The sequence below is a fragment of the Nocardioides sp. DN36 genome (assembly GCF_055380375.1).
In genome coordinates, this window is the sequence record NZ_AP043823.1 from 4,566,892 (window position 1) to 4,593,375 (window position 26,484).

Genomic DNA, 26,484 nt, shown 5'->3' on the forward strand with positions numbered 1-26,484 from the left:
GACCGGTGAAACTGCCCGGTCCTACAGGTCGAGCTTGTAGCCGAGCCCGCGCACGGTCACGAGGTACTTCGGCTCGCCCGGGTCGGGCTCGAGCTTCGCGCGCAGCCGCTTCACGTGCACGTCGAGGGTCTTGGTGTCACCGACGTAGTCCGACCCCCACACCCGGTCGATCAGCTGTCCGCGGGTGAGCACCCGGCCGGGGTTGCGGAGGAACATCTCGAGCAGCTCGAACTCCTTGAGCGGCAGCCGCTGCTCCTGCCCGTCGACGGTCACCACGTGGCGCTCGACGTCCATCCGCACCGGCCCGGCCTCCAGCGCGGCCGGCTCGAGGTCGCCGGCGTCCTGGCCGCGGCGCAGCACGGCCCGGATCCGGGCGACCAGCTCGCGGGGGGAGTACGGCTTGGTGACGTAGTCGTCGGCGCCGAGCTCGAGGCCGACCACCTTGTCGACCTCGTCGTCCTTCGCGCTCACCATGATCACCGGGACGCTCGAGGTCTGCCGGATCTGCCGGCACACCTCGGTGCCGGGGATGCCGGGCAGCATCAGGTCCAGCAGCACGATGTCGGCCCCGTTGCGGTCGAACTCGGTCAGGGCGTCGTTGCCGGTGGCGGCGATCGCGACCTCGAAGCCCTCCTTGCGCAGCATGTACGCGAGCGCCTCGCTGTAGCTCTCTTCGTCCTCCACGACGAGTACGCGGGTCAACGGCTTGCCTCCTGGTTCCAGCGGGGGAGGGTCAAGGTGAATGTAGAGCCTTGTCCCTCCACCGACCACACACGGATGTCGCCGCCGTGGGTGGCGGCGACGTGCTTGACGATCGAGAGGCCGAGCCCGGTGCCGCCGGTGGACCGGTGGCGGGCCGGGTCGACCCGGTAGAAGCGTTCGAAGATCCGGTCGATCTCGTTCTCGGGGATGCCGATGCCCTGGTCGACCACCGAGATCTCGACGTTGCCGTCGGTGACCTTGGTGCTGACCAGCACGGTGGAGTCGCAGCCGGAGTAGGACACCGCGTTGGCCACCAGGTTCGCGACGGCGGCCGTCACCTGCTCCTCGTTGCCGAGCACCTCGAGACCGGGGGTGCCACCGGAGACGATCGAGATCCGCTTGGAGTCGGCGTCGATCGCGGAGGTGTCGAGGGCGACCGCGATCACCTCGTCGAGGGAGACCGGCACCGGCGCCTCGAGCGGGTCGTCGCCCTGCAGCCGGGACAGCTCGATGATCTGCTGGACCAGCCGCGAGAGCCGGTCGCTCTCGTGGAGCATCCGGCCGGCGAACCGCTTGACGGCCTCGGGGTCCTCGGCCGCGTCGGAGACCGCCTCGGCGAGCAGCCGGATCGCGCCGACAGGGGTCTTCAGCTCGTGGCTCACGTTGCCGACGAAGTCGCGGCGTACCGCCTCCACCCGGCGTTCCCGGGTCCGGTCCTCCACCAGCGCCAGCACCAGCCGGGAGCCCAGCGGGGCGACCCGCGCGGTGACGTGGCGCGCGGGTGTGCCGGGTCGCGACATCAGCAGCTCGGTCTCCCGGATCTGCCCGTCGCGGCGCACCTGGCGCACCAGCTCGGCCAGCTCGTCGGAGGACAGCGAGGTGCCGCGCACGAGGCCCAGGGCGTACGCCGGGGCCGACGCCTTGAGGACCACGTCGCTGTCGTCGACCACGACCGCGCTCGAGCGCAGCACGGACAGGACCGTGGCGACGCCCGGGGGGACCACGGGCTCCTCGACGTGGGTGGTCGCCTGCTGCTGCCGCTCGCTGACGTGCCAGGCGAGCACGGCGCCGCCGGCGACGATGGCCCCGATGACGGCAGCCAGGAACGCCTGTGTCGTCGGATCCACGGCACCAGAGTACGCAGCGATTCACCCGCCGTTGGCACGCGTGAGGGCCGGCTTCGCAACGTTCACCCGGCGTTCACGTCATGGCCCCTGCCCGTCATCCCGCGCACCTAGGCTCCCGTCCATGCGTCAGGCCTTCCATGAACAGCTCGACTCCGTCTTCGACGACCTCTCCGACATCGCCAAGCGGGTGGAGGACGCCGTCCGGCTCGCGACGAGCGCCCTGCTCACCGGTGACGCCGAGATCGCCGAGCGGGTGATCAGCGACGACGTCGAGATCGACCGCGCCCGCGAGCGCGTGGAGGACAAGGCGTTCTCCCTGCTGTCGCTGCAGCAGCCCGTCGCCGGTGACCTGCGGACCATCGTCGCCGCGCTGCGCATGGTCAGCGAGCTCGAGCGGATGGGCGACCTCTCGGTCCACGTCGCGAAGATCGCGCGGCTGCGCACGCCGTACGTCGCGGTGCCCGAGGAGGTCCGCCCCACCATGTCGCGGATGGCCGAGGTCGCCGAGGACATGGTCGCCCAGCTGCTGCAGATCATCACCGCCCGCGACGTCGAGGCCGCCATCGAGCTCGGCCGCGACGACGAGGAGATGGACCAGCTGCGGCGCACATCCTTCACCGAGCTGCTCTCCGACGACTGGAGCCACGGCGTCGAGGCGGCCGTCGACATCGCCCTGCTGGGCCGCTACTACGAGCGGATCGCCGACCACGCCGTCTCGGTCGCCAACCGGGTGGTCTTCGTCGTCACCGGCGAGAACCCGCGCGCGGTCGACGCCTGAGAAATCGGATAGTCCGGCACGTTCCTGACGTCAGGCCTCTCGGCCGGTGTCAGGAACGTGCCGGACTATCTCAGTTTCAGCCGTATCTCGACACGCCCGTCGCGACCACGTTCCTCGGGCGCGGGGCTCGCTCGACCTCGCTGAGCCCACGGAGCGGGCTGGTTCCTCGCTCGCTCCTGCTCAGCGACCCTGGTTCGCGACGGCGGCCGCGGCGGCGGCCGCGGCCTCGGGGTCGAGGTACTCGCCGCCGGCGACGGTGGGGCGCAGCTGGTCGTCGAGGCGGTAGACCAGCGGCATGCCGGTGGGGATGTTCAGCCCGGCGATGTCCTCGTCGCTGATGCCGTCGAGGTGCTTGACGATGCCGCGCAGGCTGTTGCCGTGGGCGGCGACGAGCACGGTGTGGCCGGCCTGCAGGTCGGGGACGATGCCCGACTCCCACCAGGGCAGCATCCGCGCGATGACGTCCTTGAGGCACTCCGTGCGGGGCATCTCGTCGCCCAGGTCGGCGTACCGCGGGTCACCCACCTGGGAGAACTCGCTGTCGTCGTCCAGCGGCGGGGGAGGTACGTCGAAGCTGCGGCGCCAGAGCATGAACTGCTCCTCGCCGTACTGCTCGAGAGTCTGCTTCTTGTCCTTGCCCTGCAGCGCTCCGTAGTGGCGCTCGTTGAGGCGCCAGGAGCGCCGCACCGGGATCCAGTGCCGGTCGGCCGCGTCCAGCGCGAGCGCGGCGGTGTTGATGGCGCGGCGCTGCAGCGAGGTGTGCACCACGTCGGGGAGCAGGCCGGCGTCGCGCAGCTGCTCACCGCCGCGGACGGCCTCGGCGCGGCCCTTCTCGCTCAGGGCGACGTCGACCCAGCCGGTGAAGAGGTTCTTGGCGTTCCACTCGCTCTCGCCGTGGCGGAGCAGGACGAGCGTGTGGGTCATGGTCACTCCGAGGGAGAGGAGGAGGGGGACTCGGTCGCCGACTCCGAGGGGCTCGCCGACTCCGAGGGGCTCGCGGACTCCCCGGTGGACGGCGTGGCCGACCCGGACGCCGAGGTGTCGAGGCCGGCGTAGACGTCGGTGTCCGTCACGACGGGGACCGTCATCTGGACCTCCTCGCCGGAGCCGAAGGTCACCTTGACCGGCACGAAGTTGCCGGCCTTGAAGGTCCCCGAGACGGGGATGCCGCCGTCGGTGGCCAGGTTGACCAGGCCGCCGGCGTCGATCGTGATCGGGGTGGACGACCCGGACTGGATCGGGCTGTCGCCCGTGCCGGCGAGCGACTCGACGGTGTTCTCCTTCTCCGTGTCGTTGTTGGCGAAGGTGGCGATGAACGTGCCGGAGTCGTCCTGCCCGGAGACGATCACCGCGCCGAGGACGTCGACGGACGCGTCCCGGTCGTTGACGCCGTTCGCCGGCGTGTAGACCCGGTCGGTGGCGTAGTTGAACCCGCACGAGGTGAGCGCGGGAGTGGCGAGCACGATCCCGCCCACGGCGAGCGCCAGGGAACGGCGGAGCGGGCGGCGGGGACTGCGTCGCAGGTGCATCTTCGGGGCCTTCGCAGGTCGTCGTCGGGCCGTTCGGCAGCGCCGGTACGGCGGTGTGCGGTGCACGGTTTCGCGCACAGCCTAGCGGTCGCCCGCCGCGCTCACTGGGCCAGCCCGACCATGCTGCCGGCGGCCAGCAGCCCGGCCACCGTCAGCGCGATCCACGCCAGTGAGATGACGAGCAGCTTGGTGGCTCCGGTCTTCAGCGCGATCCGCAGCGGCAGGCTGCGCCAGCCGTCCTCGTGGTCGGCCACCAGGCCCGGGAGTGCGCGGGCGACGTGCACGCCGACGCCGAGCAGGGCCGCCAGCACGGTGACCGAGATCTCCGGCGGAGCACCGGTCACGTCGCCGCCCCAGCCGCCGTACGAGAGGAACGCGGGGTAGAGCGCGTACGCCGCCGCCCAGGGCAGCCACGAGAGCAGGCCGCGGCGGAGCACGACGTTGCCGAGCAGGCCGACGACCAGGGAGATCAGGTAGGCGCTGCCCGCGGTGACGCCGCTCTGGATCGACAGGGGCACCACCAGCAGCAGCGCGCAGACCATCGAGAACCAGACGGTGCCGGGGTCGAGGAGGCCGCCGCCGACGGGCTTCCCGACGGGGTCGTGGCGCCGGTCGCGGGCGCGGTCCACCAGATCGTTGTGCCAGCCGAGGATGGCCTGGCCGACCAGCACCGTCACCAGCACCAGACCGATCTCCCGCGCCGGCCGCCCGGCGATCGCCGCGGCGGCAGCCAGTCCGGCGGCGGTGAGGAGCGCCTGCCGCGGGTGGGCGGCGCGCAGCAGCAGCACCGGCCAGGTCCGGGCGAGGGAGTGCCGGCGCGGGGCCCGACGCATCGGGCGCGCCGGGTCGGGACGCGGGACGTCGGGGGTGGCCAGCCGGTCGGGCGCGGGTGCCGGGGCGGGGGTCTCGGCAGGCTCCGAGGACGCCTCGCGCGTGCCGCGCCCCCGGGTGTGCGCGCGCTTGAGGATGGCCATGCCCGGAAGTATCGACCACGCGGGGGCCGGGCGGCGGAAATCGGGGGTTCCAGATCCGGCGAACCTGCTTCCCGACCAGGGCGCCACCACACGCAACGGCGATCTGTCAAGCCCGGAATGCGCCTCTGACCTGCGGAAACGTCGACGGAGGCGTTTCCAAGACGTGTTAGACTAGTCACCTAGGAAGGGGTACCTGACACATGACTTTCACCGTCGGCGAAACGGTCGTCTATCCAAACCACGGGGCCGCAGTCATCGAGGACATCGAGATGCGGAAGATCAAGGGAGAGGACCGGCAGTATCTCGTACTGCGGATCGTCGCCCAGCAGGACCTGGTCGTGCGCGTGCCGGCCTGCAACCTGGACCTTGTCGGGGTCCGCGACGTCGTCGACAAGGAGGGCCTGGACCGCGTCTTCGACGTCCTGCGTGCTGCGCACGTCGAGGAGCCGACCAACTGGTCGCGTCGCTACAAGGCCAACCTCGAGAAGCTGCACAGCGGTGACGTGATGAAGGTCGCCGAGGTCGTCCGCGACCTGTGGCGCCGCGAGCGGGACCGTGGGCTCTCCGCCGGCGAGAAGCGAATGCTGGCCAAGGCGCGCCAGATCCTCGTCTCCGAGCTGGCCCTGGCCGAGCACACGAACGAGGACAAGGCCGAGGCCATCCTCGACGAGGTCCTCGCCTCCTGATCAGCCTCCGACGGACCCCCGGGTGACCCCCGGGGGTCCGTCGCATTTCGGGGGTCTGCCCTCCGCGTCGACACCGGGACGTCATACGTTGGGCGTCCTATGACGACCGATCCGTACGACGTCCCGGACGCGCTGCCCGCCCTCGGCTCGGTGGTGGAGCAGGGCCGCGGCTCCCTCCCGTTCTCGCTGATCCACGGTGAGGCCCTGGTCGCCTGCGCCTCGTGGGCGCTCGGCGACGCCGGTGTCACCCCCGTCGACCTCGGCACGGAGTGGGCCGGCCTGGTCGCCTCCGGGGAGGCGTTCGTGCTGCACGACTCGCTGTGCCCGATGACGCCCGCACCGTTCATCTCCGCGTGCCTGGCCACCGCCGTCGAGCGGGACGTCGTCGCGGTCGGCTGCCGCCCGGTCACCGACACGGTGAAGTCGGTCGCCGATGGCGCCGTGGGCGGGACCGTCGACCGCAGCACCCTCGTGCAGGTCGCCTCGCCCGTCGTACTCCCGCCGTCGGTGGTCGCCGCCCTCGACGGCCTCCCCACCCTGGACTTCGCGGACCTCGTCGCTGCCCTGCGTGAGCGCTTCCCGGTCGAGCTCGTCGAGGCCCCTCCCGCCGCCCGCCGGGTCGCCTCGGTCGAGGACGTGCGGCTGCTGGAGGCCCTGACCGCTGGATAGTCCGGCACGTTTCTGACGGGCAGCCCGTCAGAAACGTGCCGGACTATCCCAGCAGACGCGAGGCCAGGGCGACGTCCTCGGGGAAGGTGATCTTCAGGTTGACCGGGGTGCTGGGGACGGCGGCGATGCGGAGGTCGGCGTAGCGCTCCAGGCAGGCGGCGGTGTCGGTGCCCTCGAAGCCGTCGTGCGCGGCCCGGGTGTAGGCGTCGAGGAGCGGGCCGGCGCGGAAGGCCTGGGGGGTCTGGACGCCGGCGAGCGGACCGGGGGCGGACGAGGCGGCGGGCTCCCGGGGCAGCAGGGACCCGACGGGGACCACCGGGATCGCGCCTCCGTGCTCGCGGGCCGCGGCGATCGTGGCCCCGAAGAGGCCCACCACCGCCAGCGGTCGGGCGCCGTCGTGGATCGCCACCACGTCGACCTCGCCCGCCCCGATGTCGGCCGCCAGCACGCGCAGGGCGTTCCACTCCGAGGCGTGCCGGGAGGCGCCGCCGGCCACGACCAGGACCTCCCGGTCGCCGAGCTCCGGGGCGACCGCCTCGGCGATCGCGTCCTCCTCGCCGGGCCGCACGACCAGCACCACCCGGCGTACCTCGGCCACGGCCAGCGCGGTCCGCACCGACCACGCCACCACCGGGGCGTCCCCCAGCGGCAGCAGGACCTTGTTGACCTCGGCCCCCACCCGGCTGCCGGAGCCGGCGGCGAGGATCACGACGGCGGCGGGCACGGGCGGGAGTCTAGGAGGTCAGTAGATCTCCTGGTCCGACCGGAGCCCCGGGTAGGCCCGGATCGAGGGCAGGTCACCGACGCGGTCGTGGTCGGGACCGGTCCCGGACCCGTCCATCGCCTCCGCGGCGATCGGCTTGCCGGACGCGTCGAGGAAGGTGATCCGCCTGATCGGCTGGTAGTCCATGTCCATCGGGTCGGTCGACGCGCCCGGCGGGACGTCCCCGAGGTGGTTGAGGACGATGTAGCCGTCCCGGCTCTCGACCGTCGTCGTGCGGCCGTCGGCGGTCACGAACGCCGCGGCGGCCACGGCGGCCGGCCGCCGGTCCACCCAGCTGACCGAGAAGGTCGTGCAGGTGGGGTCGACCTCGTTGTCGACCAGGCCGCAGCCGGGCCCGGAGGAGTACGACGCGTCGCCGCTGCGCCCGGAGGCGTCGTACACCGTCATCCCGGACGCGAACTCCTGGCTGTCGAGGTGAACGAAGCACTCCGCCCAGTGGGAGCCGTCGCCGGACTCGATCGCCAGGATCACCTGGTGCGCGGTGCGGGAGACCGCCTTCACGACCGGGTCGCCCGACCCGAAGATCGCGGCGGTGGCCCGGTCGGACTGGTTGCCGTCGCGGCACTGCTCCAGGAGCGCCGCGTCCGTCCGGGGAGCCGAGCGGCTGGTCGGGGAGGTCGCCACCGAGGAGCCACGGTCGACGGCGGCGTCCTGGCCGGGACCGACCGCCCACGCGGTGCCGGCGACGGCGACCACGGCGGCCGCGGAGCCCAGCGTGACCGCCGTACGGCGGCGCCGCAGCAGCCTCTGGCCGACGGCCACGTCGGCGGCGACCTCTCCCTGCGGGGGCTCGGGCGTGACGGCCGCGACCATCAGGTCGTGGAACTTCTCCGGGGTCATGCTCATCGGTGCGATCCTTCCTCGGTCATCAGTGCGTGGAGCCGCTCGAGGGCTCGCGAGGTGTGGCTCTTCACGGTGCCCTCGGAGATCCGCAGGTCCTGCGCGGTCTCCGCGACCGACAGCCCCAGCCAGTGCCTCAGCACGACGGTGCGCCGCTGCATCTCCGGCAGCTGCTGGAGCGCGGCCACCAGGTCCTGGCGGTCGCCGGGGTCGAGACCCGGCGCGGCCGGGTGGTCGAAGCCGTCGAGCCCGGCCCGCTCCCGCCGCCACGGTCGACGCGACTCGTCGATCGTGGCCCGCAGGATGGTCTGGCGGACGTAGGCGTCCTCGGCGGAGGTACGCCGCACCCGCGGCCACGCGACGTACAGCCTGGCCAGCGCGGTCTGCACGATGTCCTCGGCGGTGTGCCAGTCCCCGCAGAGGGCGTACGCCATCCGGCGCAGCTGGGGCCTGCGTGCCTGCGCGTAGTCCACGAACTCCGCGCGCCTGTCCCGATCCGTCACGCCTGCTCCCGTCGTCGATCCCTCGCCCGTGAAGGGCTCCCGAGAAGGACGGAGCCCCCCGGAGATCGGTTGTCATCCTCTCCCGGGAACCGGCCCGGACCCGTGAGGTCGTGAGGTCCGTGAGGCGGTGAGGACAAGTTGACGTCGGCGAGACCGCGGGGCGGCGGACGCGAAATCTCGGCTCCTGAGAGTGGTCTCGACAAGCCAGACCACCGATCCGACGGATCGCAGTCCCCGCAGGAGCACCCCATGTCCGTGACCGACGCCCCCAACGCCGGCCCCTCGACGACCGGATCGCGCACCGGCCGGTGGATCGACGACTGGCGACCCGAGGACCCCGACTTCTGGGAGGGAGGTGGGAAGGCCGTCGCCCGCCGCAACCTGACCTGGTCGATCCTGGCCGAGCACCTCGGCTTCTCGGTCTGGCTGTTCTGGAGCGTGAGCGCCGCGCTGCTGGCCAAGATGGGCTTCGAGTTCTCGGTGTCGCAGTTGTTCTTCCTGGTCGCCGTACCGAACCTCGTCGGGTCGCTGCTGCGGCTGCCGTACACGTTCGCGGTGCCGAGGTTCGGCGGCCGCAACTGGACGGTGGTCAGCGCGTTGCTGCTGCTCGTCCCCACGCTGCTGTTCGCGATCGCGGTGCAGCACCCGGGCACGCCGTACTGGGCCTTCGTGCTGATCTCCGCCACGGCCGGCGTCGGCGGCGGCAACTTCGCCTCCAGCATGGCGAACATCAACTTCTTCTACCCGGCCAAGCGCAAGGGTCTGGCCCTCGGGCTGAACGCCGCCGGCGGCAACATCGGCGTCGCCGTGCTGCAGCTCGGACTGCCGGTCGTGGTCGGCGGAGCCGGCCTCTTCGGCCTGGTCGCGGCCAGCACCGGGGGCATCCACCTCGAGCGGGCGGGCTACCTGTACGCCGGCCTCGCGGTCGTCGCCGCGGTCATGGCGTTCCTCTTCATGGACAACCTCTCCGCCGCCCGCTCCAACGCCCGCGACGTCGCGGCGGTCGTGAAGCACCGGCACACGTGGGTGGTGGCGCTGCTCTACATCGGCACCTTCGGCTCGTTCATCGGCTACTCCGCCGCGCTCCCGCTGCTGATCAAGCTCGAGTTCTACGTACCCACCCCGCTGCCCGCCGGCACCGGCATCAACTTCGCCTACTACGCCTTCCTCGGCGCGCTCGTCGGCTCGGTCACCCGGCCGCTGGGCGGGTGGCTCGCGGACAGGTACGGCGGCGCCCGCGTCACGCTGGCCACCTTCGCGGCGATGATCCTCGGCACGCTCGCCGTGCTGGCCACGCTGGCCCAGCTCACCCCGAACCCCACCGCGGACCCGGGGATCGCCACCGCCAACACCTCGACGTTCCCGTGGTTCCTGGTCGCCTTCCTGTTCGTCTTCGCCGCAACCGGCATCGGCAACGGCTCGACGTTCCGGATGATCCCGGCGATCTGGAAGGGCGACACCCGGCAGTCCTCCGCGGTCATCGGCATCGCCTCCGCGGTCGGTGCGATCGGCGGCTTCCTGATCCCACTCGCCTTCGGCGCCCCCTGGATCGACGACCCGGTCGCCGCGGTCCGGAGCTCGCTGGTCGTGTTCACGCTCTTCTACGCCCTGTGCCTGGCCGTCACCTGGGCGGTCTACGTCCGCAGGGCCTCCGTGGCCCGGGTCGCCGGGCTCGCCGACGCCCGCATCTGACCCCTGCGGATTGGTCCCCAACCGCACGTCCCAGGCCCCGATCCCTGCGGTTGGGGACCAATCCGCACCCTCCCCACCCCGAGGGCCCGACCCCGAGGAGCACCCGATGACCGACACCCACTGCCCCTACTGCTCCCTGCAGTGCGGCATGCGGCTCACCCGGTCCGGGGGCCGGCGGGCGCCGGAGGTCTCCGCGTGGCCCGAGTTCCCGGTCAACGAGGGTGGGCTCTGTCGCAAGGGCTGGAACGCCGCGGGCCTCTACGGCAACCGGGAGCGGCTCACCACGCCGCTGCTGCGCGACCGGGCCATCGGCGAGCTGCGGCCCGCCTCCTGGGACGAGGCGCTCGACCTGGTCGCCGGCCGGCTCACCGCCCTGCGCCGGGACCACGGCCCGGACGCGGTGGCGGTCTTCGGCGGGGGCGGACTCACCAACGAGAAGGCCTACCATCTCGGCAAGCTCGCGCGGGTCGCCCTCGGGACCAGCCAGATCGACTACAACGGCCGCTGGTGCATGTCGTCGGCCGCCACCGCGGGCACCCGGGCGTTCGGCCTGGACCGCGGGCTGCCGTTCCCGCTGGCCGATCTCGAGCAGGCCGACGTGGTGCTCCTCGTCGGGTCGAACCTCGCGGAGACGATGCCGCCGGCCGCCCGCCACCTCGACGCCCTGCGGGCCCGCGGCGGCCGGGTCGTGGTCGTCGACCCGCGCCGGACCCCCACCGCCGACCGGGCCGACGTGCTCGTGCAGCCGGTCCCGGGCACCGACCTCGCGCTCGCCCTCGGGGTGCTGCACCTGCTGGTCGCGGGCGGGCACGTCGACGAGGCGTACGTCGCTGCCCGCACCACCGGCTTCGAGCAGGTACGCCGCTCGGTCGCCGCCTGGTGGCCCGAGCGGGTCGAGCGGACCACCGGTGTCCAGGTCGCCGAGCTGCGCGCGCTCGCCGACCTCCTCGCCGGGGCCGACCGGGTCATGGTGCTGACCGCCCGCGGCGCCGAGCAGCACGCCCAGGGCACCGACACGGTGCTCGCGTGGATCAACGTCGCGCTCGCGCTCGGGCAGTGCGGCACGCCGTACGCCGGCTACGGCTGCCTGACCGGTCAGGGCAACGGCCAGGGCGGCCGGGAGCACGGCCAGAAGGCCGACCAGCTCCCCGGCTACCGGATGATCGACGACCCGGCCGCCCGCGAGCACGTCGCCGGCGTGTGGGGCGTGCCCGCCGAGTCGCTGCCGGGGAAGGGGCGCTCGGCGTACGAGCTGCTCGACGCGCTCGGCACCGACGAGGGGCCGAAGGCCCTGCTGGTCCTCGGCTCCAACATCGTGGTCTCCGCCCCCAACGCCACCCACGTCACCCGCCGCCTGGAGGCGCTCGACCTGCTCGTGGTCGCCGACGTCGTGCTCTCCGAGACCGCCGCGCTCGCCGACGTCGTGCTGCCGGTGACCCAGTGGGCCGAGGAGACCGGGACCCTGACCAACCTCGAAGGCCGGGTGATCCTCCGCCAGCGGGCGGTCACCCCGCCCGCCGGGGTGCGCAGCGACCTCGAGGTCATGCAGGGCCTGGCCGAGCGGCTCGGCTCGCCGGTGCCCTTCGCGACCGACCCCGAGGAGGTCTTCGAGGAGCTCGGCCGCGCCTCCGCCGGCGGCCGGGCGGACTACTCCGGCATCACCTACGCGCGGATCCGCGAGGAGCAGGGCGTCTTCTGGCCCTGCCCGGCAACCGCGACCGGGGAGGACCACCCGGGCACCCCGCGGATGTTCCTCGACCGATTCGCCACCCCCGACGGCCGCGCGGTCTTCCACGCCGTCGCGCACCGTGGCCCGGCCGAGCCGCCCTGCGCCGACTACCCGGTGCACCTGACCACCGGGAGGGTGCTGGCGCAGTACCAGTCCGGCGCCCAGACCCGCCGGGTGCGCGGCCTGCCCGACGACGGCCCGTACGTCGAGCTGCACCCGAGCCTGGCCACCCGGATCGGCGCGGGGGAGGGCGACCCGGTCCGCATCGCCACCCGCCGCGGCGAGATGACCGCGCCGGCCCGGGTCGTCACCAGCATCCGGCCCGACACCGTCTTCGTCCCGTTCCACTGGGTCGGCGCCAACCGGCTCACCAACGACGCGCTCGACCCCGCCAGCCGGATGCCGGAGTTCAAGGTCTGCGCCGCGACGGTGGTGCCGGCATGAGCCTCGACAGGGCCGACCAGCCGGAGCAGCTCGTGGTGGTCGGCAACGGCATGGCCACCGCCCGACTGGTCGAGGAGCTCCTCGCACGCGGGTACGCCGGCCACGTCACCGTCCTGGGCGACGAGCCCACTCCGGCGTACAACCGGATCCTCCTCAGCGCCGTGCTCGAGGGCACCCACTCCCGCGACGCGATCGAGCTCGCCGACCCGGCGACGTACGACCCCGAGCGGGTCGACCTCCGGCTCGGCCGGCGCGTGCTCGAGATCGACCGGGAGCGCCGCGAGGTGATGCTGGTCGACGGCGAGCGGATCGCCTACGACCGGCTGGTGCTGGCCACCGGCAGCATCCCGACCCTGCCACCGATCCGCGGCCTGGTCCGGATGGACGGTCAGCTGCACCCGCGCGTGCACGCGTTCCGCAGCCTGGCGGACTGCGAGCGGCTCGACGCGGCCATCGGGTCTCGACAGGCTCGACCAACGAGGATGCGCGCCGTCGTGGTCGGCGGCGGCCTGCTCGGGCTCCAGGTCGCCCGCGCGCTGACCGTGCGCGGCCTGGCGACCGAGGTGGTCGAGGGGACCGAGCACCTGCTCTCCCGCCAGCTCGGCGCCCCGGGAGGCCGCGTCCTCGCCCGCGACCTGCGCCGACTCGGCACCGAGGTCTACACCGGCACCCGGGCGGTTCGGCTGACCGACGAGGGACCGCTGAGCGGGCTCAGCCTCGACAACGGCGTCACCCTCGAGACCGACCTCGTCGTGCTCACCGCCGGAGGGCGCCCCTCCACCGCCCTGGCCCGCCGGGCCGGCCTGCTGGTCCGCCGCGGCATCGTCGTCGACGGCCGGCTCGCGTCGGTCACCGACGAGCGCGTCCACGCGATCGGCGACTGCGCCGAGCGGCGCGGCGTCACCACCGGCTTCGTGGCACCCGCGTGGGAGCAGGCGGAGGCACTCGCCGGCCTGCTCGCCGGCGGCACGCGGGAGTACGCCGCGTCGCGCACCGTCGCGCGGCTGCGGGCCACCGGCCTCGACGTGGCGGTCCTCGGCGACCCCGAGCGGACCGACGGCGAGGTGGTCGAGATGACCAACCCCCTGGTGGGCAGCCACCGCCGCCTCGTCGTCCGGGACGGGGTGGTCGTGGCCGCCGCGCTGGTCGGCGACCTCTCCCGGGTCGGGCTGATCACGCAGCACTACGACCGGCGCACCGTGCTCGGCCCCCACGAGCCGGGCCAGCTGCTCGCTCCCGAGCCGGTCGAGGGCGCCGCCGCGCCCGACGCGCCGCCTGCCCTCGCCGACGACGTCGAGGTGTGCGCGTGCGCGGGGGTCACCGCCGGCCGGGTCCGGGCCTGCACCGGCCTCGACCAGGTCCGCAGCAGCACCCGAGCGACCACCGGCTGCGGCGGGTGCGAGCCCGTCGTGCGCCGCCTGCTCGACCCGGCCCCGGCGGGGGTCTGAGCAGCGCCGCCCGAACACCACGGAACCAGCGTTTTCACGGCTGTTACACGCCGAAACAGCACCTCAACACAGTCGGCCTAACGTCGACGCACCAGGAAGGGACACACCCATGACGCACCTCCCGACGAGCCGGCGCCGCAAGACGCTGGTCGTGGCCGGTCACGGCATGGTCGGCCACCGCTTCGTGCAGGCCGCAGTCGAGCGCGGGCTCACCGAGACCTACGACGTGGTCGTCGTGGGCGAGGAGCCCCGACCGGCCTACGACCGGGTCGCCCTCACGTCCTTCTTCGCCGCGTCCGGCGCCGACGAGCTCTCGTTGCTCCCCGAGGGCACGTACGACGACCCGCGCGTGCGCCTGGTGCTCGGCACCACGGTGACCGGGCTGGACCGTGCGGCCCGCACGGTCACGCTGGGTCGCGACGGCGCCGAGGACGAGGTGCTCGCCTACGACGCGCTGGTGCTGGCCACCGGGGCGGCGCCCTTCGTGCCCCCGGTGGAGGGACGCCACCTCGACGGCTGCTTCGTCTACCGCACCATCGAGGACCTCGAGGCGATCCGCGCCGCCTCGATCACGGCGACGCGGGGCGTCGTGATCGGTGGTGGCCTGCTCGGCCTGGAGGCGGCCAACGCGCTGGTCCAGCTCGGCCTGGAGACGCACGTGGTCGAGATGGCCCCCCGGCTGATGCCGGTGCAGCTCGACGACGGTGCCGGCACCGCGCTGGTGCGCCACATCGAGAAGCTCGGCGTGCGGGTGCACACCGGCGCGGCCACGAAGGCGATCACCGGCGACGGGCGGGTCCGGGCCCTCGAGACCGCCGACGAGACGATCGACACCGACCTCGTGGTGTTCTCCGCCGGCATCCGGCCGCGCGACCAGCTGGCCCGCGACGCCGGGCTGGAGGTCGCGGAGCGCGGCGGCGTGCTCGTCGACGAGCAGTGCCGCACGTCCGACGACCGGGTCTTCGCGATCGGCGAGTGCGCGGCCCCGGGCGGGCGGATGTACGGCCTGGTCGCCCCCGGCTACGCGATGGCCGAGGTCGTGGTCGACGCGCTGCTCGGCGGCCCGGGCGCCTTCACCGGCGCCGACATGTCCACCAAGCTCAAGCTGCTCGGGGTCGACGTGGCGTCCTTCGGCGACGCCTTCGCCACCACCGAGGGTGCTCTCGAGCTGGTCTTCGCCGACGCGGTCGGCGGCGTCTACAAGAAGCTCGTGGTCGCACCGCACGAGTCCGGCGACGGCACCGTCCTCCTGGGCGGGATCCTCGTCGGCGACGCCTCGGCGTACGGCGTGCTGCGCCCGATGGTGGCCAGCGGCATCGCACTGCCCGCGAACCCCGAGGAGCTGATCCTCCCCGCGGCGCGGTCCGGAAGTGGACCGAGCGGTGTGGCGGCGATGCCCGACGAGGCGCAGGTCTGCTCCTGCAACGACGTGAGCAAGGGCGACATCCTCACCGCGGCCGCGCAGGACGGCACGACCCGGGCCGGCAGCACCTGCGGGTCGTGCAAGCCGATGGTCAAGACGCTGATCGAGGACTGGTTCGCCAGCCAGGGGAAGGTCGTCGACAAGGGGCTGTGCGAGCACTTCGCGCTGACCCGGCAGGAGCTGTTCGACCTCGTCGCGGTGCACGGCTACCGCCGCTTCGACGACATCGTGGAGGCACACGGTCGCGGCCGCGGCTGCGACGTCTGCAAGCCCGCGATCGCGAGCATCCTGGCCAGCCAGTTCAACGGCCACGTGCTGGCCGCGGAGACCGCGCCGCTGCAGGACACCAACGACGCCTACCTCGCCAACATCCAGCGCAACGGCACCTACTCGGTCGTCCCACGGATCCCGGGCGGCGAGATCACCCCCGAGAAGCTGATCGTGATCGGCGAGGTCGCCCGCGACTTCGGCCTCTACACCAAGATCACCGGAGGTCAGCGCATCGACCTGTTCGGCGCGCGCGTCGAGGAGCTGCCCGCGATCTGGCGCCGGCTCGTGGACGCGGGCTTCGAGTCCGGCCACGCCTACGGCAAGTCGCTGCGCACGGTGAAGTCGTGCGTGGGCTCCACCTGGTGCCGGTACGGCGTCCAGGACTCCACCGGCCTCGCCATCCAGCTCGAGCTGCGCTACCGGGGCCTGCGCTCGCCGCACAAGCTCAAGGGCGGCGTCTCCGGCTGCGCGCGCGAGTGCGCGGAGGCCCGCGGGAAGGACTTCGGCGTGATCGCGACCGAGAAGGGCTGGAACCTCTACGTCGGCGGCAACGGCGGCGCCAACCCGGCGCACGCCCGGCTGCTGGCCGGCGACCTCGACACCGGCACCCTGGTCCGCTACCTCGACCGGTTCCTCATGTACTACGTCCGCACCGCCGACCGGCTGCAGCGCACCGCCGCCTGGATCGACTCCCTCGACGGAGGCCTGGACCGGGTCCGCGAGGTGGTGGTCGACGACGCGCTCGGCCTCGGCGCCGAGCTCGAGGAGGCCATGGCCCGCCACGTCGGTTCCTACTTCGACGAGTGGAAGGCGACCGTGGAGGACCCCGAGAAGCTGGCCCGGTTCGTGTCGTTCGTGAACGCACCCGGCACCCCCGACCCCAACATCTCCTTCGGCACCGAGCGCGGCCAGATCCGGCCGGAGGTCACCGACGAGCCGGTCGTGCTCGGTGCCACGATCCCCGTGGGAGCGCCATGACGTCCGAGGTCCTGATCCACGACTGCGGCAGCGACGACTGGCAGCCGGTCTGCCGCGTCGTCGAGCTCGAGGTCGAGCGCGGCGCCACCGCGCTCGTGCACGGCCAGGCGATCGCGATCTTCCGCACCCACGACGACACCGTCTACGCGCTGGGCAACCACGACCCGTTCGCGAAGGCGTCGGTGCTGGCCCGCGGGATCGTGGGCACCCGCGGCGACGTCCCCTTCGTGGCCTCCCCGATGCACAAGCACGCCTTCGACCTGCGCAGCGGCAGGTGCCTGGACGACGAGCACGTCTCGGTGCCGGCGTACGACGTGTGCGTCGTGGAGGGCGTGGTCCTGGTCGGCCACCGGAAGCTGGACGGCGCATGACCGGCGGCCCCCTCGACGGGTTCACGGTGGGGGTGACCGCGTCCCGCAAGGTCGAGGAGCAGGTGGCGCTGCTCGAGCGGCGCGGGGCGCGGGTCGAGTGGGCGCCGGCGCTGTCCCAGGACCCCAACCACGTCGACGACGCCGAGCTGCGCGCGGCGACCCGCGAGGTGCTGGACCGGCCGGTCGACATGTTCCTGGCCACCACCGGGATCGGCATGAAGGCGTGGTTCGACGCCGCCGAGCGCTGGGGGATGCTCGCGAAGCTGGTCGCCGCGATCGGTGCCGCCGAGATCCTCGCCCGGGGGCCCAAGAGCGTCGGGGCGCTGCGTCGCCAGGGGCTGCGGGAGCTGTGGTCCCCCGAGTCGGAGTGCTTCGAGGACGTGCTCGCCCACCTGCGCGGCCGCGACCTCACCGGCCGGCGGATCGTGGTGCAGGAGCACGGCCAGTCGCTGTCGATGGTGGCCCACGCCCTGCGCCGCCAGGGCGCGGACGTCACCGTGGTGACGGTCTACCGGGTCGAGGGCGCCGAGGACCCGGCGCCGATGTTCCGGATGGTCGACCTGGTGGCCGAGCGCAAGCTCGACGCCGTCACGTTCACCTCCGCGCCGGCGGTGGCGGCGTTGATGTCCGCCGCCGGGGTGACCGGGCGCCGCGACGAGGTGGCCGCGGCGTTCCAGGCCGACGTGGTCGCCACCTGCGTGGGCCCGGTGACCGCCGCCGCGTTCGAGCTGTGGGGCGTGCCGTCGATCCGGCCGGAGCGCTCGCGGCTGGCCGCGATGGTCAAGCTGATGGAGACCGAGCTGCCCGCCCGGCGCTGCGGCACCGCGCTCGACGTCGCCGGCCACCAGCTGCTCCTGCACGGCGAGCGGATCCTGCTCGACGGGGTCGACGTGCGGCTCTCCGCGGCGCCCCTGGCGGTCCTCCTGGCGCTCGCAGTGAACCCCGGTCACGTCGTCTCCCGGCCCGAGCTGCTGGCCGCGCTGCCCAGTGGCCAGGCGGGATCCGAGCACGCCGTGGAGATGGCCGTCGCGCGGCTCCGGGCCGCGATCGGGACCCGCCTCGTCCAGACCGTCGTCAAGCGCGGCTACCGCCTGGTGGTCGCGTGACTCCCGACGACGCCGTCCCCCTCGCCCCGCGGAGGTCACCCATGACGACCCTGGTCACCGTCGCCCACGGCACCCGCCACGCCCCCGGCAACGAGGTCGCGCGCGCACTCACCGAGCGCTGCGCCCGCGCCCTCGACGTGCCCGCCGTGGCGTCGTACGTCGAGCTGTGCGAGCCGTCCCTCGACTCGGTCGTGGCGGCGGCCGCCGGGCCGACCGTCGTGGTGCCGCTGCTGCTCTCGACCGGCTTCCACGTGCGTCACGACCTGCCCGCCGCCGTCGCGGGTGCCCGGCACCCGGTGACCCTGACCCCGCCGCTCGGTCCGGACCCGGTGCTGGCCGTCGCGCAGGCCACCCGGCTGGTCGAGGCGGGCGCCCGGCCCGGCCAGCCGGTGGTACTGGTCGCCGCGGGCTCCACCGACCCGGCCGCCGACGCGGACCTCGAGGAGGCCCGGCGGCTGCTGGCCGACATGTGGGCCGGGCCGGTCGAGCTGGCCACGCTGTCCGGGCGAGGGCGGCGTCCGGCCGACGTCGTGCGGCCGGGCGTCGCGGTCTCGCCGTACCTGCTGTCGCCCGGGTTCTTCGCCCGCCGGGCCCGCACGGAGGCCCTCGCGTCGGGCGCGGACACGGTCGCCGAGGTCATCGGCGTGCAGGAGTGTGTCGCCGACCTCGTGGCAGAGCGGTTCCTCAGCCGTGTCCGCAGAGTGGCTGCCTGACGCGAGGTCCCGCCGCGGGCCGACAATGGGCGGCATGGCCACCGAACTCGGGTGTGTGGGCATGGCCGTCGCCGACCTCGACGAGCTGCTGGACCTGCTCGCCCGGATCGCGGACGACGCGGTCCTGCAAGGCTGCGCCGACGGCCTCGAGACCTTCACCTGGACCGACGCGTCGGGTGCGCGGCTCACGGTGTCGGGGAGCGACGAGCGCGGGATCGTCGACGTCACGGCGTCGTGTGCCGGCCAGACCGGCGCCCGGCTGGCCGGCGTGACCGCACTGACCGGGGGCGTCGTGGCGGCCGACCTGGTCGAGGAGGACGGTTCCCTGGCCACGCGGGCGGCGTGCGAGCTGCTCCAGGCGCGGTTCCTGGCGCCGGGTCACGCGTCCGGCCGGGCCGTGCTGACCGCGCTCGGGACCGACGTGACCGTGCACGAGGACGCCTGCGCGTTCGCGCGGGCCCCGCAGAGCCTGCTGATCCCCGCCGACGGTGCCGGCGGTGCCGCGGCGGCCGGGGGTTCGGCGGCGCGCGTGGGTGCGGAGTCGTACTTCTCCTACGGCCTGTTCGCCGACGACGCCGGCACCACCGGGCACGGCCGGCTGGCGGGCACCGTCCTGCACGCCGGCACGCGCACCAACACGCTGACCGGCCAGTCCTTCCACGTGGCCCGGGTGCGGTCGGTGGGCATGACGGTGGAGCTCTGCCTCGACCTGGCCGGTCATCCCCGGTGCCCGCGGCCCGGCAACGTCGTCAGCGGGGTGGTGCTGCTCGTCGCCAGCATGGAGCAGCTCTGGCCCGCGGCCGCCGGGGGCCGGCGATGGTGGCGACGGCGCTGAGCCGCCGCCACCGCCGCCGAGCGGTCGGGCGCGAGGAGCCGCTTGCTCGACCCCGCCCGTCGCCCAGCGCGATGATGCCGTGCCCGCCGCGCCGGCGTGGGAGAACGCTCAGACCCGCGCCACCAGCGCGGTCGCGACGGCGGCGACGCCCTCACCCCGGCCGGTGAGGCCCAGGCCGTCGGTGGTCGTCGCCGACAGCGACACCGGGGCGCCCACGACCTCGGTCAGCACCCGCTCCGCCTCCGCCTTGCGGGGCGCCAGCCGCGGACGGTTGCCGATCACCTGCACCGCGACGTTGCCGACCTCGAAGCCGGCCGCGCGCACGCGGCGTACCGTCTCGCCGAGCAGGGCTGCCCCCGACGCGCCGGCCCACTCCGGCCCGGCGGTGCCGAAGTTCGAGCCGAGGTCGCCCAGCCCCGCGGCGGACAGCAGCGCGTCGCAGGCGGCGTGCGCCGCGACGTCCGCGTCGGAGTGCCCCTCCAGCCCCTGGGGCTCGTCGGGCCAGGCGAGGCCGGCGAGGTGCATGGGTACGCCGTCGACGAGCCGGTGGACGTCGGTGCCGATGCCGACGCGGACGGTAAGAGGGCTGTAAGGCACGCCCGCATCATGCCTGAGCCACAATCGTGTGCGTGAGGACGATGCGTGGTGCCTGGGCGACGGCCGGCGTGGTGGCCGGCTTCGCCGGGCTCGCCACCAGCTACTTCGTCGCGATGGCGATGACGATCCGCGACTCCCCGGTGGTGGCCGTCGCCGAGCTGGTCATCCGCCTCACCCCGGGACCGCTGGCGGAGAAGGCGATCTCGGTCGTCGGGACGAAGGACAAGCCGATCCTGGTCGGCGTCGTGCTCGTGCTGTGCGGCCTGCTGTTCGCCGGGGCCGGAGCGCTGGCTCGGCGCGCCTGGTGGGCGCCGCTGCTGGTGCTCGTGCCGCTCGCCGTGGTCGGCGGGGTCGCGGTGTCCGTGCAGCGCGGCGCGACCGGACTGGACGTGCTGCCGGTGGTGGTCGGCTTCGTGACCTGGCTGCTGTGCCTGTCGCTGCTCACCGCCCCGCTGCGGCGCGTCGAGGAGGGGCCCGTGGACGCGCGTGCCAGCGGCGTGGCACGCAGCCGGCGCGCGTTCCTCGCCGGGGCCGGCCTGATGGGCGCGGCCGCGGTCGCGCTCGCGATGGTGGGCCGGGTCGTGGGTCGCGGGCGCCGGCACGTCGAGGAGACCCGGCGCCTCCTCCGGCTCCCTGGCGTCAGCCAGCCGGTCGTGCCCGCGCGGGCCACCGTCGACCTCGACGGCATCTCCCCGTGGATGACCCCCGCCGACGACTTCTACCGGATCCACACCGCCATCGTGGTGCCCGCGATCGAGCCCACCGACTGGCAGCTGCGCATCCACGGCATGGTCGACAAGGAGGTCGTGCTCACCTACGACGACCTGGTCGCGCGCCGGCTCACCGAGGGCTGGATCACCCTGAACTGCGTCTCGAACCCCGTCGGTGGCCCGCTGATCGGGAACGCCTGGTGGAGCGGCGTACGCCTCGCGGACCTGCTCGCCGAGGCCGGCGTGCAGGACGGCGCCGACGCGGTGCTGCAGACGTCCGACGACGGCTGGACCTGCGGGACGCCGCTGGACACGCTGACCGACGGACGCAAGGCGATGCTGGCGGTCGCGATGAACGGCGAGCCGCTGCCCATCGACCACGGCTTCCCGGTGCGCACGATTGTCCCGGGCCTGTACGGGTACGTGTCTGCCTGCAAGTGGGTGGTGGACATGAAGGTGACGAAGTTCGACGACATCGCTGCGTACTGGACCCAGCGCGGCTGGAGCGAGCGCGGCCCGGTGAAGATCTCCTCGCGCATCGACGTGCCCCGGTCCGGCGACGAGGTGGACCCGGGGACGGTGCGCATCGGCGGGGTCGCCTGGGCCCAGCACATCGGCATCGAGCGGGTGGAGGTCGCCGTCGACGGCGGCGACTGGCGGCCGGCCGAGGTGTCGCGTCCGTCCACGAACGACGCCTGGGTGCAGTGGGTCGCGGCGGTGCCGCTCGAGGCGGGCGGCCACGTGGTGCGGGTCCGAGCCACCGACCGTGACGGCCTCGTCCAGACCGGTGTGGAGCGCGACGTGCTGCCCGACGGTGCGACCGGCTGGCACTCGGTCGACTTCTCGGTGCGTGGCTCGTGAACGACTTCGCGAAGCGCCCCGGTGCGGCGCTCGTCGTCGGGGGCAGCGGCGGCCTCGGGGTGGCGATCGTGAGGATGATGGCCCGGCGCGGGTCGCACGTCGCGCTGACCTACCGGACCCGCAAGGACGCCGGCGAGTCGGCGGCCGCGTCCGCCCGCGAGTGGGGGGTGCGGGCGTCGGCGTACGAGCTCGACCTCGGCCTCGACGAGGCCGCGGGCGACGTGGTCACGGCGGTCGCCGAGGAGTACGGCGGGCTGCACACGCTCGTGCACGCCGCCGGCCCGCACGCGCCGATGGCGCACCTCTCGGCGGTGGCGCCGCCGACGATGGCCGCCCAGCTGGCTGCCGACGCCGCGGGCTTCTTCAGCGTGGTGCAGCCGGCGCTGCCGCACCTGCGGCACAGCCAGGGTTCGGTCGTGGCGGTGACGACCGCGGCCACGGCCCGCTACCCGGCCCGCGACGGCCTGTCCACGGCTCCCAAGGCGGCCGTGGAGGCGCTGGTCCGGGCCCTCGCCGCGGAGGAGGGCCGGTTCGGCGTCCGGGTGAACGCGGTCGGCCCCGGGATGCTCACCGACGGCACGGCCGCCCGGCTGATCTCCGCCGGGGACCTCTCGCCCGACGTCCTCGAAGCCGCCCGCCGCAGCATCCCGCTCGGCCGCTTCGGCAACGCCACCGACGTCGCCGAGGCGGTCTGCTTCCTCGCCTCGGACCGGGCCGGGTTCATCTCGGGGCAGAAGCTGGACGTCGACGGCGCGCACGGCGTCTGACCCGTCGAGTCGGCGCAAGCTCGTCACGAAAAGTGCTCGAGTCGGCGCAAGCTCGCCGCGGAAAGTGCTCGAGTCGGCGCAAGCTCGCCGCGGAAAGTGCTCGAGTCGGCGCAAGCTCGCCGCGGAAAGTGCTCGAGTCGGCGCAAGCTCGTCACGAAGATGGCCCCGTCGGGTGGCGGACGACCGATTCCGGCCCAGCTCAACGAGTCACCAGTTGGTGTGCGTGCCTCCGGGGAGGGGGTGGGCGTCGTCGTGGATGACGTAGACCAGCCCGCCCGAGCGGGGGAGCCAGGCGTTCTCGAACTCCCCGCGGTCGTAGGTGCGGCGTACGCCGGCCCGGGTGGTCGCGGCCGGGTCGTTGACGACCACGTCGCCGTTCTTGCGGAAGCCGGCGATCACCACCAGGTGGCCGTTGGACGCCGAGATGGGTGCGCCGGTCAGCTCCCCGCGGCCGAAGGAGATCGATGCCACCAGCGGGATGCCGGCGGCGATGAACGACTCCGCCTCGCGCAGCGAACGCAGCCGGGTCACGAACGCGTGGCCCACCAGGGGCGCGGCGTACGCCGTGTTGAACGGCCAGTTCCCGGTGCCCTCGTAGGACGCGTCGTACGTCGCCCGGGCGGCCGCGTCGACCCACGGGTCGGGGTGCCCGGCCGGGACCCAGCCGTAGCCGGACGCCCGGGGCAGGGCGTCGTAGTAGCCGAGCACCATCGAGGTCGACGTCGGCGAGCACCACGCCTCGCCACCGCCGCCCCAGCGGGGGTAATGGCCCCGGTGCGTCATCTGGGAGTAGCGGGGCACGGCGAGCACGATCCCTCGGCCGGCACCGGGAGCCGACGTGTTGACGCCGCCGCCGTCCGTCGGGACGTCGGAGGCCATCGCCCCGACCGTGTCGAGCGTGGGGCTCGCGGTGGTGGCGCCGGTGCGACGCATCAGCCGCACCCGCAGCTGGTAGCCGTTGACGTCGGTCCCCGGGTGCACGACCCAGGTGTCGACGTCGACCGAGGCGACGTCGTCGGCCTGGCCGGACACGCTCGTGCGCTGCGTGAACCGGTCGCCGGACGTCCAGCGACCCAGCACGTCCCACGACGACGTCGCCCCGTCCGCCGAGCGGCCGCGCACCTGCACCTCGACCCAGCTGTCGCCCGGTGTCGTGGCCGACCACGAGGCGACCAGCTGGGTCGGGTCGAAGCCGGGCGCACGCCAGGGCGAGACCCAGGTGCCCACGTCGTACTCCTCGCCGGCGTAGGTCCGGTGGGCGGTGGGGGAGTCGAGCACCACGTGCTGCCGGGTGACCCGCGCCCCGGAGATGGTGCCGGCGCGCAGCTGCGCGCCGGTGTCCCACGAGGTGTGGTCGATCAGCCGCGACGGGGCGTGCCCGGCCGCGGGTGCCGCGGTGGCCGGCACGGGGGCGGTGAGCCCGGAGAGGGTTGGCAGCGCCAGGCAGGCGGCCAGCATCGGGAGGAGAGGGGTCCGCACCCGATCACGATAGGTGCGAGAAGTCACTTTCGTCCCAGCAGTCACAGATTCCCGCGATGCGGGTCGAGCACCGCTCAACTCCTAGACTTGCCCGGTGACCTTCAGGCTGTACGACACCGCGACCCGCGAAGTCCGTGACTTCGTCCCCCTCGAGGAGGGGAAGGCGGGTCTCTACGTGTGTGGCCTGACCGTGCAGAGCGAGCCGCACGTCGGCCACGTCCGCTCCGGGGTCAACTTCGACGTGCTGCAGCGCTGGCTGCGCCACCTCGGCTACGACGTGACGTTCATCCGCAACGTCACCGACATCGACGACAAGATCCTCACCAAGGCCGCCGACCAGGGCCGGCCCTGGTTCAACCTCGCCTACGCGATGCACCGCGAGCTCGACAAGGCGTACGCCGCGCTGAACGTCGCGCCCCCGACCTACGAGCCGGCCGCGACCGGCCACGTGCCCGAGATGGTCGAGCTGATCGCGACGCTGGTCGAGAAGGGCCACGCCTACGCGGCCGAGGACGGCTCGGGCGACGTCTACTTCGACGTCCGTTCTTGGCCCCAGTACGGCGAGCTGACCCGGCAGGGCATCGACGACATGGAGGCCGCCGAGGACGCCGATCCGCGCGGCAAGCGGGACCCGCGCGACTTCGCGCTCTGGAAGGGGCGCAAGCAGTCGGAGCCGGAGACCGCCTCCTGGCCGAGCCCGTGGGGCCGCGGCCGGCCCGGCTGGCACATCGAGTGCTCCGCGATGGCCGGCAAGTACCTCGGCGCGGCCTTCGACATCCACGGCGGCGGCGTCGACCTGCGCTTCCCCCACCACGAGAACGAGCAGGCCCAGTCCCGCGCCGCCGGGCACCCGTTCGCGTCGTACTGGATGCACAACGCCTGGATCACCACCGCCGGCGAGAAGATGAGCAAGTCGCTCGGCAACTCCCTGACGATCCCGGCCGTGCTGGAGCGGTTCCGCGGCATCGAGCTGCGCTACTACCTCGTCGCCGCGCACTACCGCAGCCACGTGGAGTTCAGCTTCGAGGCGCTGGAGGAGGCGGCCGTCGGGTTCCGCCGCGTCGAGGGCTTCCTCGCGCGCGCTGTCGAGGCCCTCGGCGAGATCCCGACCGGCGGCATCGCCTGCGCCGACTTCGTCACCGCGATGGACGACGACCTCGGCACCCCCGCGGCGGTCGCCGCGATCCACGACGTCGTCCGCGAGGGCAACAAGCTGCTGCCCGCCGGCGACTCGCCCGCGCTGCGCGGCAACGCCGCCTCGGTGCTCGCCATGCTCGACGTGCTCGGCCTCTCGCCGTACGACGCGGCGTGGGCGAGCGACGCGTCGGGCAAGGACACCCGGCTCACCCAGGTCGTCGACGCCCTCGTCGCCGGCCTCCTCGAGCAGCGCGCCGAGGCGCGGGCGAACAAGGACTTCGCCGCCGCCGACGCGATCCGCGACCGGATCAAGGCGGCTGGCATCGAGATCGAGGACACCCCGAACGGGCCCCGGTGGGGCCTCCAGGAAGGACAGGCCTGATGGCCGGCAACTCCCAGCGCAAGGGCGCGATCAAGAAGTCCGGCAAGGGCAACCCGACGGCCGGCTCCGGCGGCCGGGTCCGCCGGGGTCTGGAGGGCAAGGGCCCGACGCCCAAGGCCAAGGACCGCCCGTACCACCAGGCCCACAAGGCGGCCAAGCGCGTGGAGAAGGCGAACGCCCAGCGACCCAAGCGGCGCACCACCGGCTCCACCGACGCCGAGTGGGTGGCGGGCCGCAACTCGGTCGTCGAGGTGCTGCGTGAGGGCGTGCCCGTCACCGGCCTCTACGTCGCCGAGGGCGCCGAGCGCGACGGCCGCCTGCGCGAGGCGTTCAAGCTGGCCGCCGAGCGCGGCCTCAGCCTCGCCGAGGTCAGCCGCACCGAGATGGATCGGCTGACCGGTGGCGCCGTCCACCAGGGCCTCGCCGCCCGGCTGCCGTCGTACGAGTACGCCCACCCCGACGACCTGCTGGACCGTGCGGCCGAGCTCGGCGAGCCGCCGCTGATCGTGGCCCTGGACTCCGTCACCGACCCGCGCAACCTCGGTGCGATCGTCCGCTCGGCGGCCGGGTTCGGCGCGCACGGCGTGCTGATCCCCGAGCGTCGCGCCGCCGGTATGACCGCGGCGGCCTGGAAGACCAGCGCCGGCGCGGCCGCGCGGGTGCCGATCGCGCAGACCGTCAACCTGGTCCGCCAGCTCAAGGCCTACCAGGACGCGGGCTGCATGGTGGTCGGCCTCGCCGCCGACGGCGACGTGGCACTGCCCGACCTCGACCTCGCCGACGGGCCGCTGGTGGTCGTGGTGGGCTCCGAGGGCAAGGGACTGGGCCGCCTGGTCGCGGAGACCTGCGACCAGCTCGTCTCGATCCCGATGGCCAACCAGCTCGAGTCCCTGAACGCCGGCGTCGCCGCCTCGGTCACGCTCTACGCGATCGCACGGGCGCGCGCCTGA

25 protein-coding genes are annotated in these 26,484 nt (G+C 73.6%); 15 read left to right on the forward strand and 10 right to left on the reverse strand.

Features of this window, described 5'->3' with window-relative positions:
- Positions 1-21: 21 nt before the first annotated feature.
- Complete coding sequence (locus ACZ43H_RS22905; RefSeq protein ID WP_464586642.1) at positions 22-702, reverse strand: response regulator; 681 nt, start codon at positions 700-702, stop codon at positions 22-24.
- Positions 699-1,829, reverse strand: coding sequence for a sensor histidine kinase (locus ACZ43H_RS22910; protein ID WP_464586644.1), 1,131 nt, complete (start codon positions 1,827-1,829; stop codon positions 699-701). The genes ACZ43H_RS22905 and ACZ43H_RS22910 overlap by 4 nt, the downstream gene beginning before the upstream one ends.
- A 121-nt stretch (positions 1,830-1,950) precedes the next feature.
- Between ACZ43H_RS22910 and phoU the strand changes: the two genes are divergently transcribed.
- Positions 1,951-2,607 (forward strand): phosphate signaling complex protein PhoU, encoded by a 657-nt coding sequence (gene phoU, locus ACZ43H_RS22915; protein WP_464586646.1) that lies wholly within the window; start codon positions 1,951-1,953, stop codon positions 2,605-2,607.
- 180 nt (positions 2,608-2,787) lie between these two features.
- Here phoU and ACZ43H_RS22920 read toward each other — a convergent pair whose 3' ends face one another.
- The 3 genes from ACZ43H_RS22920 to ACZ43H_RS22930 all read right to left on the reverse strand — a co-directional run bounded on the left by ACZ43H_RS22920 (position 2,788) and on the right by ACZ43H_RS22930 (position 5,110).
- Positions 2,788-3,531, reverse strand: coding sequence for a phosphoglyceromutase (locus ACZ43H_RS22920; RefSeq protein ID WP_464586648.1), 744 nt, complete (start codon positions 3,529-3,531; stop codon positions 2,788-2,790).
- A 2-nt stretch (positions 3,532-3,533) separates the two neighbouring features.
- Positions 3,534-4,136 (reverse strand): hypothetical protein, encoded by a 603-nt coding sequence (locus tag ACZ43H_RS22925; RefSeq protein ID WP_464586650.1) that lies wholly within the window; start codon positions 4,134-4,136, stop codon positions 3,534-3,536.
- A 101-nt stretch (positions 4,137-4,237) separates the two neighbouring features.
- Positions 4,238-5,110, reverse strand: a complete 873-nt coding sequence (locus ACZ43H_RS22930; RefSeq protein WP_464586652.1) for a UbiA prenyltransferase family protein — start codon at positions 5,108-5,110, stop codon at positions 4,238-4,240.
- A 200-nt stretch (positions 5,111-5,310) separates the two neighbouring features.
- Between ACZ43H_RS22930 and ACZ43H_RS22935 the strand changes: the two genes are divergently transcribed.
- Together ACZ43H_RS22935 and ACZ43H_RS22940 are read left to right on the forward strand one after the other, a co-directional pair.
- Complete coding sequence (locus tag ACZ43H_RS22935) at positions 5,311-5,796, forward strand: CarD family transcriptional regulator (protein ID WP_180934452.1); 486 nt, start codon at positions 5,311-5,313, stop codon at positions 5,794-5,796.
- 99 nt (positions 5,797-5,895) lie between these two features.
- Positions 5,896-6,465, forward strand: a complete 570-nt coding sequence (locus ACZ43H_RS22940) for a 2-C-methyl-D-erythritol 4-phosphate cytidylyltransferase (RefSeq protein ID WP_464586654.1) — start codon at positions 5,896-5,898, stop codon at positions 6,463-6,465.
- 43 nt (positions 6,466-6,508) lie between these two features.
- Here ACZ43H_RS22940 and ACZ43H_RS22945 read toward each other — a convergent pair whose 3' ends face one another.
- Genes ACZ43H_RS22945 through ACZ43H_RS22955 form a run of 3 tightly spaced genes read right to left on the reverse strand, consistent with a single transcriptional unit; the run spans position 6,509 to position 8,592 of the window.
- A complete protein-coding gene (locus tag ACZ43H_RS22945) occupies positions 6,509-7,189 on the reverse strand; it encodes an IspD/TarI family cytidylyltransferase (RefSeq protein WP_464586656.1) in 681 nt (226 codons plus the stop codon).
- 18 nt (positions 7,190-7,207) lie between these two features.
- Entirely contained in the window at positions 7,208-8,095 is an 888-nt protein-coding gene (locus ACZ43H_RS22950) for a hypothetical protein (protein ID WP_464586658.1), read from the reverse strand.
- Positions 8,092-8,592, reverse strand: coding sequence for a SigE family RNA polymerase sigma factor (locus ACZ43H_RS22955; RefSeq protein ID WP_379184861.1), 501 nt, complete (start codon positions 8,590-8,592; stop codon positions 8,092-8,094). Before ACZ43H_RS22955 ends, ACZ43H_RS22950 begins: the two co-directional genes overlap by 4 nt.
- Before the next feature lie 249 nt (positions 8,593-8,841).
- Here ACZ43H_RS22955 and ACZ43H_RS22960 point away from each other — a divergent pair, with 249 nt between their 5' ends.
- The 8 genes from ACZ43H_RS22960 to ACZ43H_RS22995 all read left to right on the forward strand — a co-directional run bounded on the left by ACZ43H_RS22960 (position 8,842) and on the right by ACZ43H_RS22995 (position 19,601).
- Entirely contained in the window at positions 8,842-10,284 is a 1,443-nt protein-coding gene (locus tag ACZ43H_RS22960) for an MFS transporter (RefSeq protein ID WP_464586659.1), read from the forward strand.
- 106 nt (positions 10,285-10,390) lie between these two features.
- On the forward strand, positions 10,391-12,457 hold the full coding sequence (locus ACZ43H_RS22965) for a molybdopterin oxidoreductase family protein (RefSeq protein WP_464586661.1): 2,067 nt from the start codon (positions 10,391-10,393) through the stop codon (positions 12,455-12,457).
- Positions 12,454-13,905, forward strand: a complete 1,452-nt coding sequence (locus ACZ43H_RS22970) for an FAD-dependent oxidoreductase (RefSeq protein ID WP_464586663.1) — start codon at positions 12,454-12,456, stop codon at positions 13,903-13,905. The genes ACZ43H_RS22965 and ACZ43H_RS22970 overlap by 4 nt, the downstream gene beginning before the upstream one ends.
- A 109-nt stretch (positions 13,906-14,014) precedes the next feature.
- Complete coding sequence (nirB, locus tag ACZ43H_RS22975; protein ID WP_464586665.1) at positions 14,015-16,576, forward strand: nitrite reductase large subunit NirB; 2,562 nt, start codon at positions 14,015-14,017, stop codon at positions 16,574-16,576.
- Entirely contained in the window at positions 16,573-16,947 is a 375-nt protein-coding gene (nirD, locus tag ACZ43H_RS22980) for a nitrite reductase small subunit NirD (RefSeq protein WP_464586667.1), read from the forward strand. The genes nirB and nirD overlap by 4 nt, the downstream gene beginning before the upstream one ends.
- On the forward strand, positions 16,944-18,053 hold the full coding sequence (locus ACZ43H_RS22985) for a uroporphyrinogen-III synthase (protein WP_464586669.1): 1,110 nt from the start codon (positions 16,944-16,946) through the stop codon (positions 18,051-18,053). Before nirD ends, ACZ43H_RS22985 begins: the two co-directional genes overlap by 4 nt.
- 41 nt (positions 18,054-18,094) lie before the next feature.
- Positions 18,095-18,766, forward strand: coding sequence for a sirohydrochlorin chelatase (locus ACZ43H_RS22990; protein ID WP_464586671.1), 672 nt, complete (start codon positions 18,095-18,097; stop codon positions 18,764-18,766).
- Positions 18,767-18,800: 34 nt separating this feature from the next.
- The gene (locus ACZ43H_RS22995; protein ID WP_464586673.1) at positions 18,801-19,601 is read left to right on the forward strand and encodes a hypothetical protein; all 801 of its coding nucleotides are present in this window, start codon (positions 18,801-18,803) and stop codon (positions 19,599-19,601) included.
- 108 nt (positions 19,602-19,709) lie between these two features.
- On the opposite strand, the gene ispF is transcribed toward ACZ43H_RS22995, so the two are convergent.
- Positions 19,710-20,126, reverse strand: coding sequence for a 2-C-methyl-D-erythritol 2,4-cyclodiphosphate synthase (gene ispF / locus ACZ43H_RS23000; protein ID WP_464590901.1), 417 nt, complete (start codon positions 20,124-20,126; stop codon positions 19,710-19,712).
- Between the two features lie 113 nt (positions 20,127-20,239).
- Here ispF and ACZ43H_RS23005 point away from each other — a divergent pair, with 113 nt between their 5' ends.
- Complete coding sequence (locus ACZ43H_RS23005) at positions 20,240-21,769, forward strand: molybdopterin-dependent oxidoreductase (RefSeq protein WP_464590903.1); 1,530 nt, start codon at positions 20,240-20,242, stop codon at positions 21,767-21,769.
- Positions 21,766-22,536, forward strand: coding sequence for an SDR family NAD(P)-dependent oxidoreductase (locus tag ACZ43H_RS23010; RefSeq protein WP_464586675.1), 771 nt, complete (start codon positions 21,766-21,768; stop codon positions 22,534-22,536). Before ACZ43H_RS23005 ends, ACZ43H_RS23010 begins: the two co-directional genes overlap by 4 nt.
- 207 nt (positions 22,537-22,743) lie before the next feature.
- On the opposite strand, the gene ACZ43H_RS23015 is transcribed toward ACZ43H_RS23010, so the two are convergent.
- A complete protein-coding gene (locus ACZ43H_RS23015) occupies positions 22,744-24,015 on the reverse strand; it encodes a C39 family peptidase (protein WP_464586677.1) in 1,272 nt (423 codons plus the stop codon).
- A 94-nt stretch (positions 24,016-24,109) separates the two neighbouring features.
- On the opposite strand from ACZ43H_RS23015, the gene cysS reads away from it, so the two are divergent.
- Complete coding sequence (gene cysS / locus ACZ43H_RS23020) at positions 24,110-25,534, forward strand: cysteine--tRNA ligase (RefSeq protein WP_464586679.1); 1,425 nt, start codon at positions 24,110-24,112, stop codon at positions 25,532-25,534.
- Positions 25,534-26,484, forward strand: coding sequence for a 23S rRNA (guanosine(2251)-2'-O)-methyltransferase RlmB (gene rlmB, locus ACZ43H_RS23025; RefSeq protein ID WP_464586681.1), 951 nt, complete (start codon positions 25,534-25,536; stop codon positions 26,482-26,484). Before cysS ends, rlmB begins: the two co-directional genes overlap by 1 nt.

Bases quoted from the DNA above. Each gene is read 5' to 3' on its own strand.
- phoU (WP_464586646.1), top strand. From the start codon at position 1,951: ATGCGTCAGGCCTTCCATGAACAGCTCGACTCCGTCTTCGACGACCTC.
- ACZ43H_RS22920 (WP_464586648.1), bottom strand. From the start codon at position 3,531: ATGACCCACACGCTCGTCCTGCTCCGCCACGGCGAGAGCGAGTGGAAC.
- ACZ43H_RS22925 (WP_464586650.1), bottom strand. From the start codon at position 4,136: ATGCACCTGCGACGCAGTCCCCGCCGCCCGCTCCGCCGTTCCCTGGCG.
- ACZ43H_RS22930 (WP_464586652.1), bottom strand. From the start codon at position 5,110: ATGGCCATCCTCAAGCGCGCGCACACCCGGGGGCGCGGCACGCGCGAG.
- ACZ43H_RS22935 (WP_180934452.1), top strand. From the start codon at position 5,311: ATGACTTTCACCGTCGGCGAAACGGTCGTCTATCCAAACCACGGGGCC.
- ACZ43H_RS22940 (WP_464586654.1), top strand. From the start codon at position 5,896: ATGACGACCGATCCGTACGACGTCCCGGACGCGCTGCCCGCCCTCGGC.
- ACZ43H_RS22950 (WP_464586658.1), bottom strand. From the start codon at position 8,095: ATGAGCATGACCCCGGAGAAGTTCCACGACCTGATGGTCGCGGCCGTC.
- ACZ43H_RS22960 (WP_464586659.1), top strand. From the start codon at position 8,842: ATGTCCGTGACCGACGCCCCCAACGCCGGCCCCTCGACGACCGGATCG.
- ACZ43H_RS22965 (WP_464586661.1), top strand. From the start codon at position 10,391: ATGACCGACACCCACTGCCCCTACTGCTCCCTGCAGTGCGGCATGCGG.
- ACZ43H_RS22970 (WP_464586663.1), top strand. From the start codon at position 12,454: ATGAGCCTCGACAGGGCCGACCAGCCGGAGCAGCTCGTGGTGGTCGGC.
- nirB (WP_464586665.1), top strand. From the start codon at position 14,015: ATGACGCACCTCCCGACGAGCCGGCGCCGCAAGACGCTGGTCGTGGCC.
- nirD (WP_464586667.1), top strand. From the start codon at position 16,573: ATGACGTCCGAGGTCCTGATCCACGACTGCGGCAGCGACGACTGGCAG.
- ACZ43H_RS22985 (WP_464586669.1), top strand. From the start codon at position 16,944: ATGACCGGCGGCCCCCTCGACGGGTTCACGGTGGGGGTGACCGCGTCC.
- ACZ43H_RS22990 (WP_464586671.1), top strand. From the start codon at position 18,095: ATGACGACCCTGGTCACCGTCGCCCACGGCACCCGCCACGCCCCCGGC.
- ACZ43H_RS22995 (WP_464586673.1), top strand. From the start codon at position 18,801: ATGGCCACCGAACTCGGGTGTGTGGGCATGGCCGTCGCCGACCTCGAC.
- ispF (WP_464590901.1), bottom strand. From the start codon at position 20,126: ATGCACCTCGCCGGCCTCGCCTGGCCCGACGAGCCCCAGGGGCTGGAG.
- ACZ43H_RS23005 (WP_464590903.1), top strand. From the start codon at position 20,240: ATGCGTGGTGCCTGGGCGACGGCCGGCGTGGTGGCCGGCTTCGCCGGG.
- rlmB (WP_464586681.1), top strand. From the start codon at position 25,534: ATGGCCGGCAACTCCCAGCGCAAGGGCGCGATCAAGAAGTCCGGCAAG.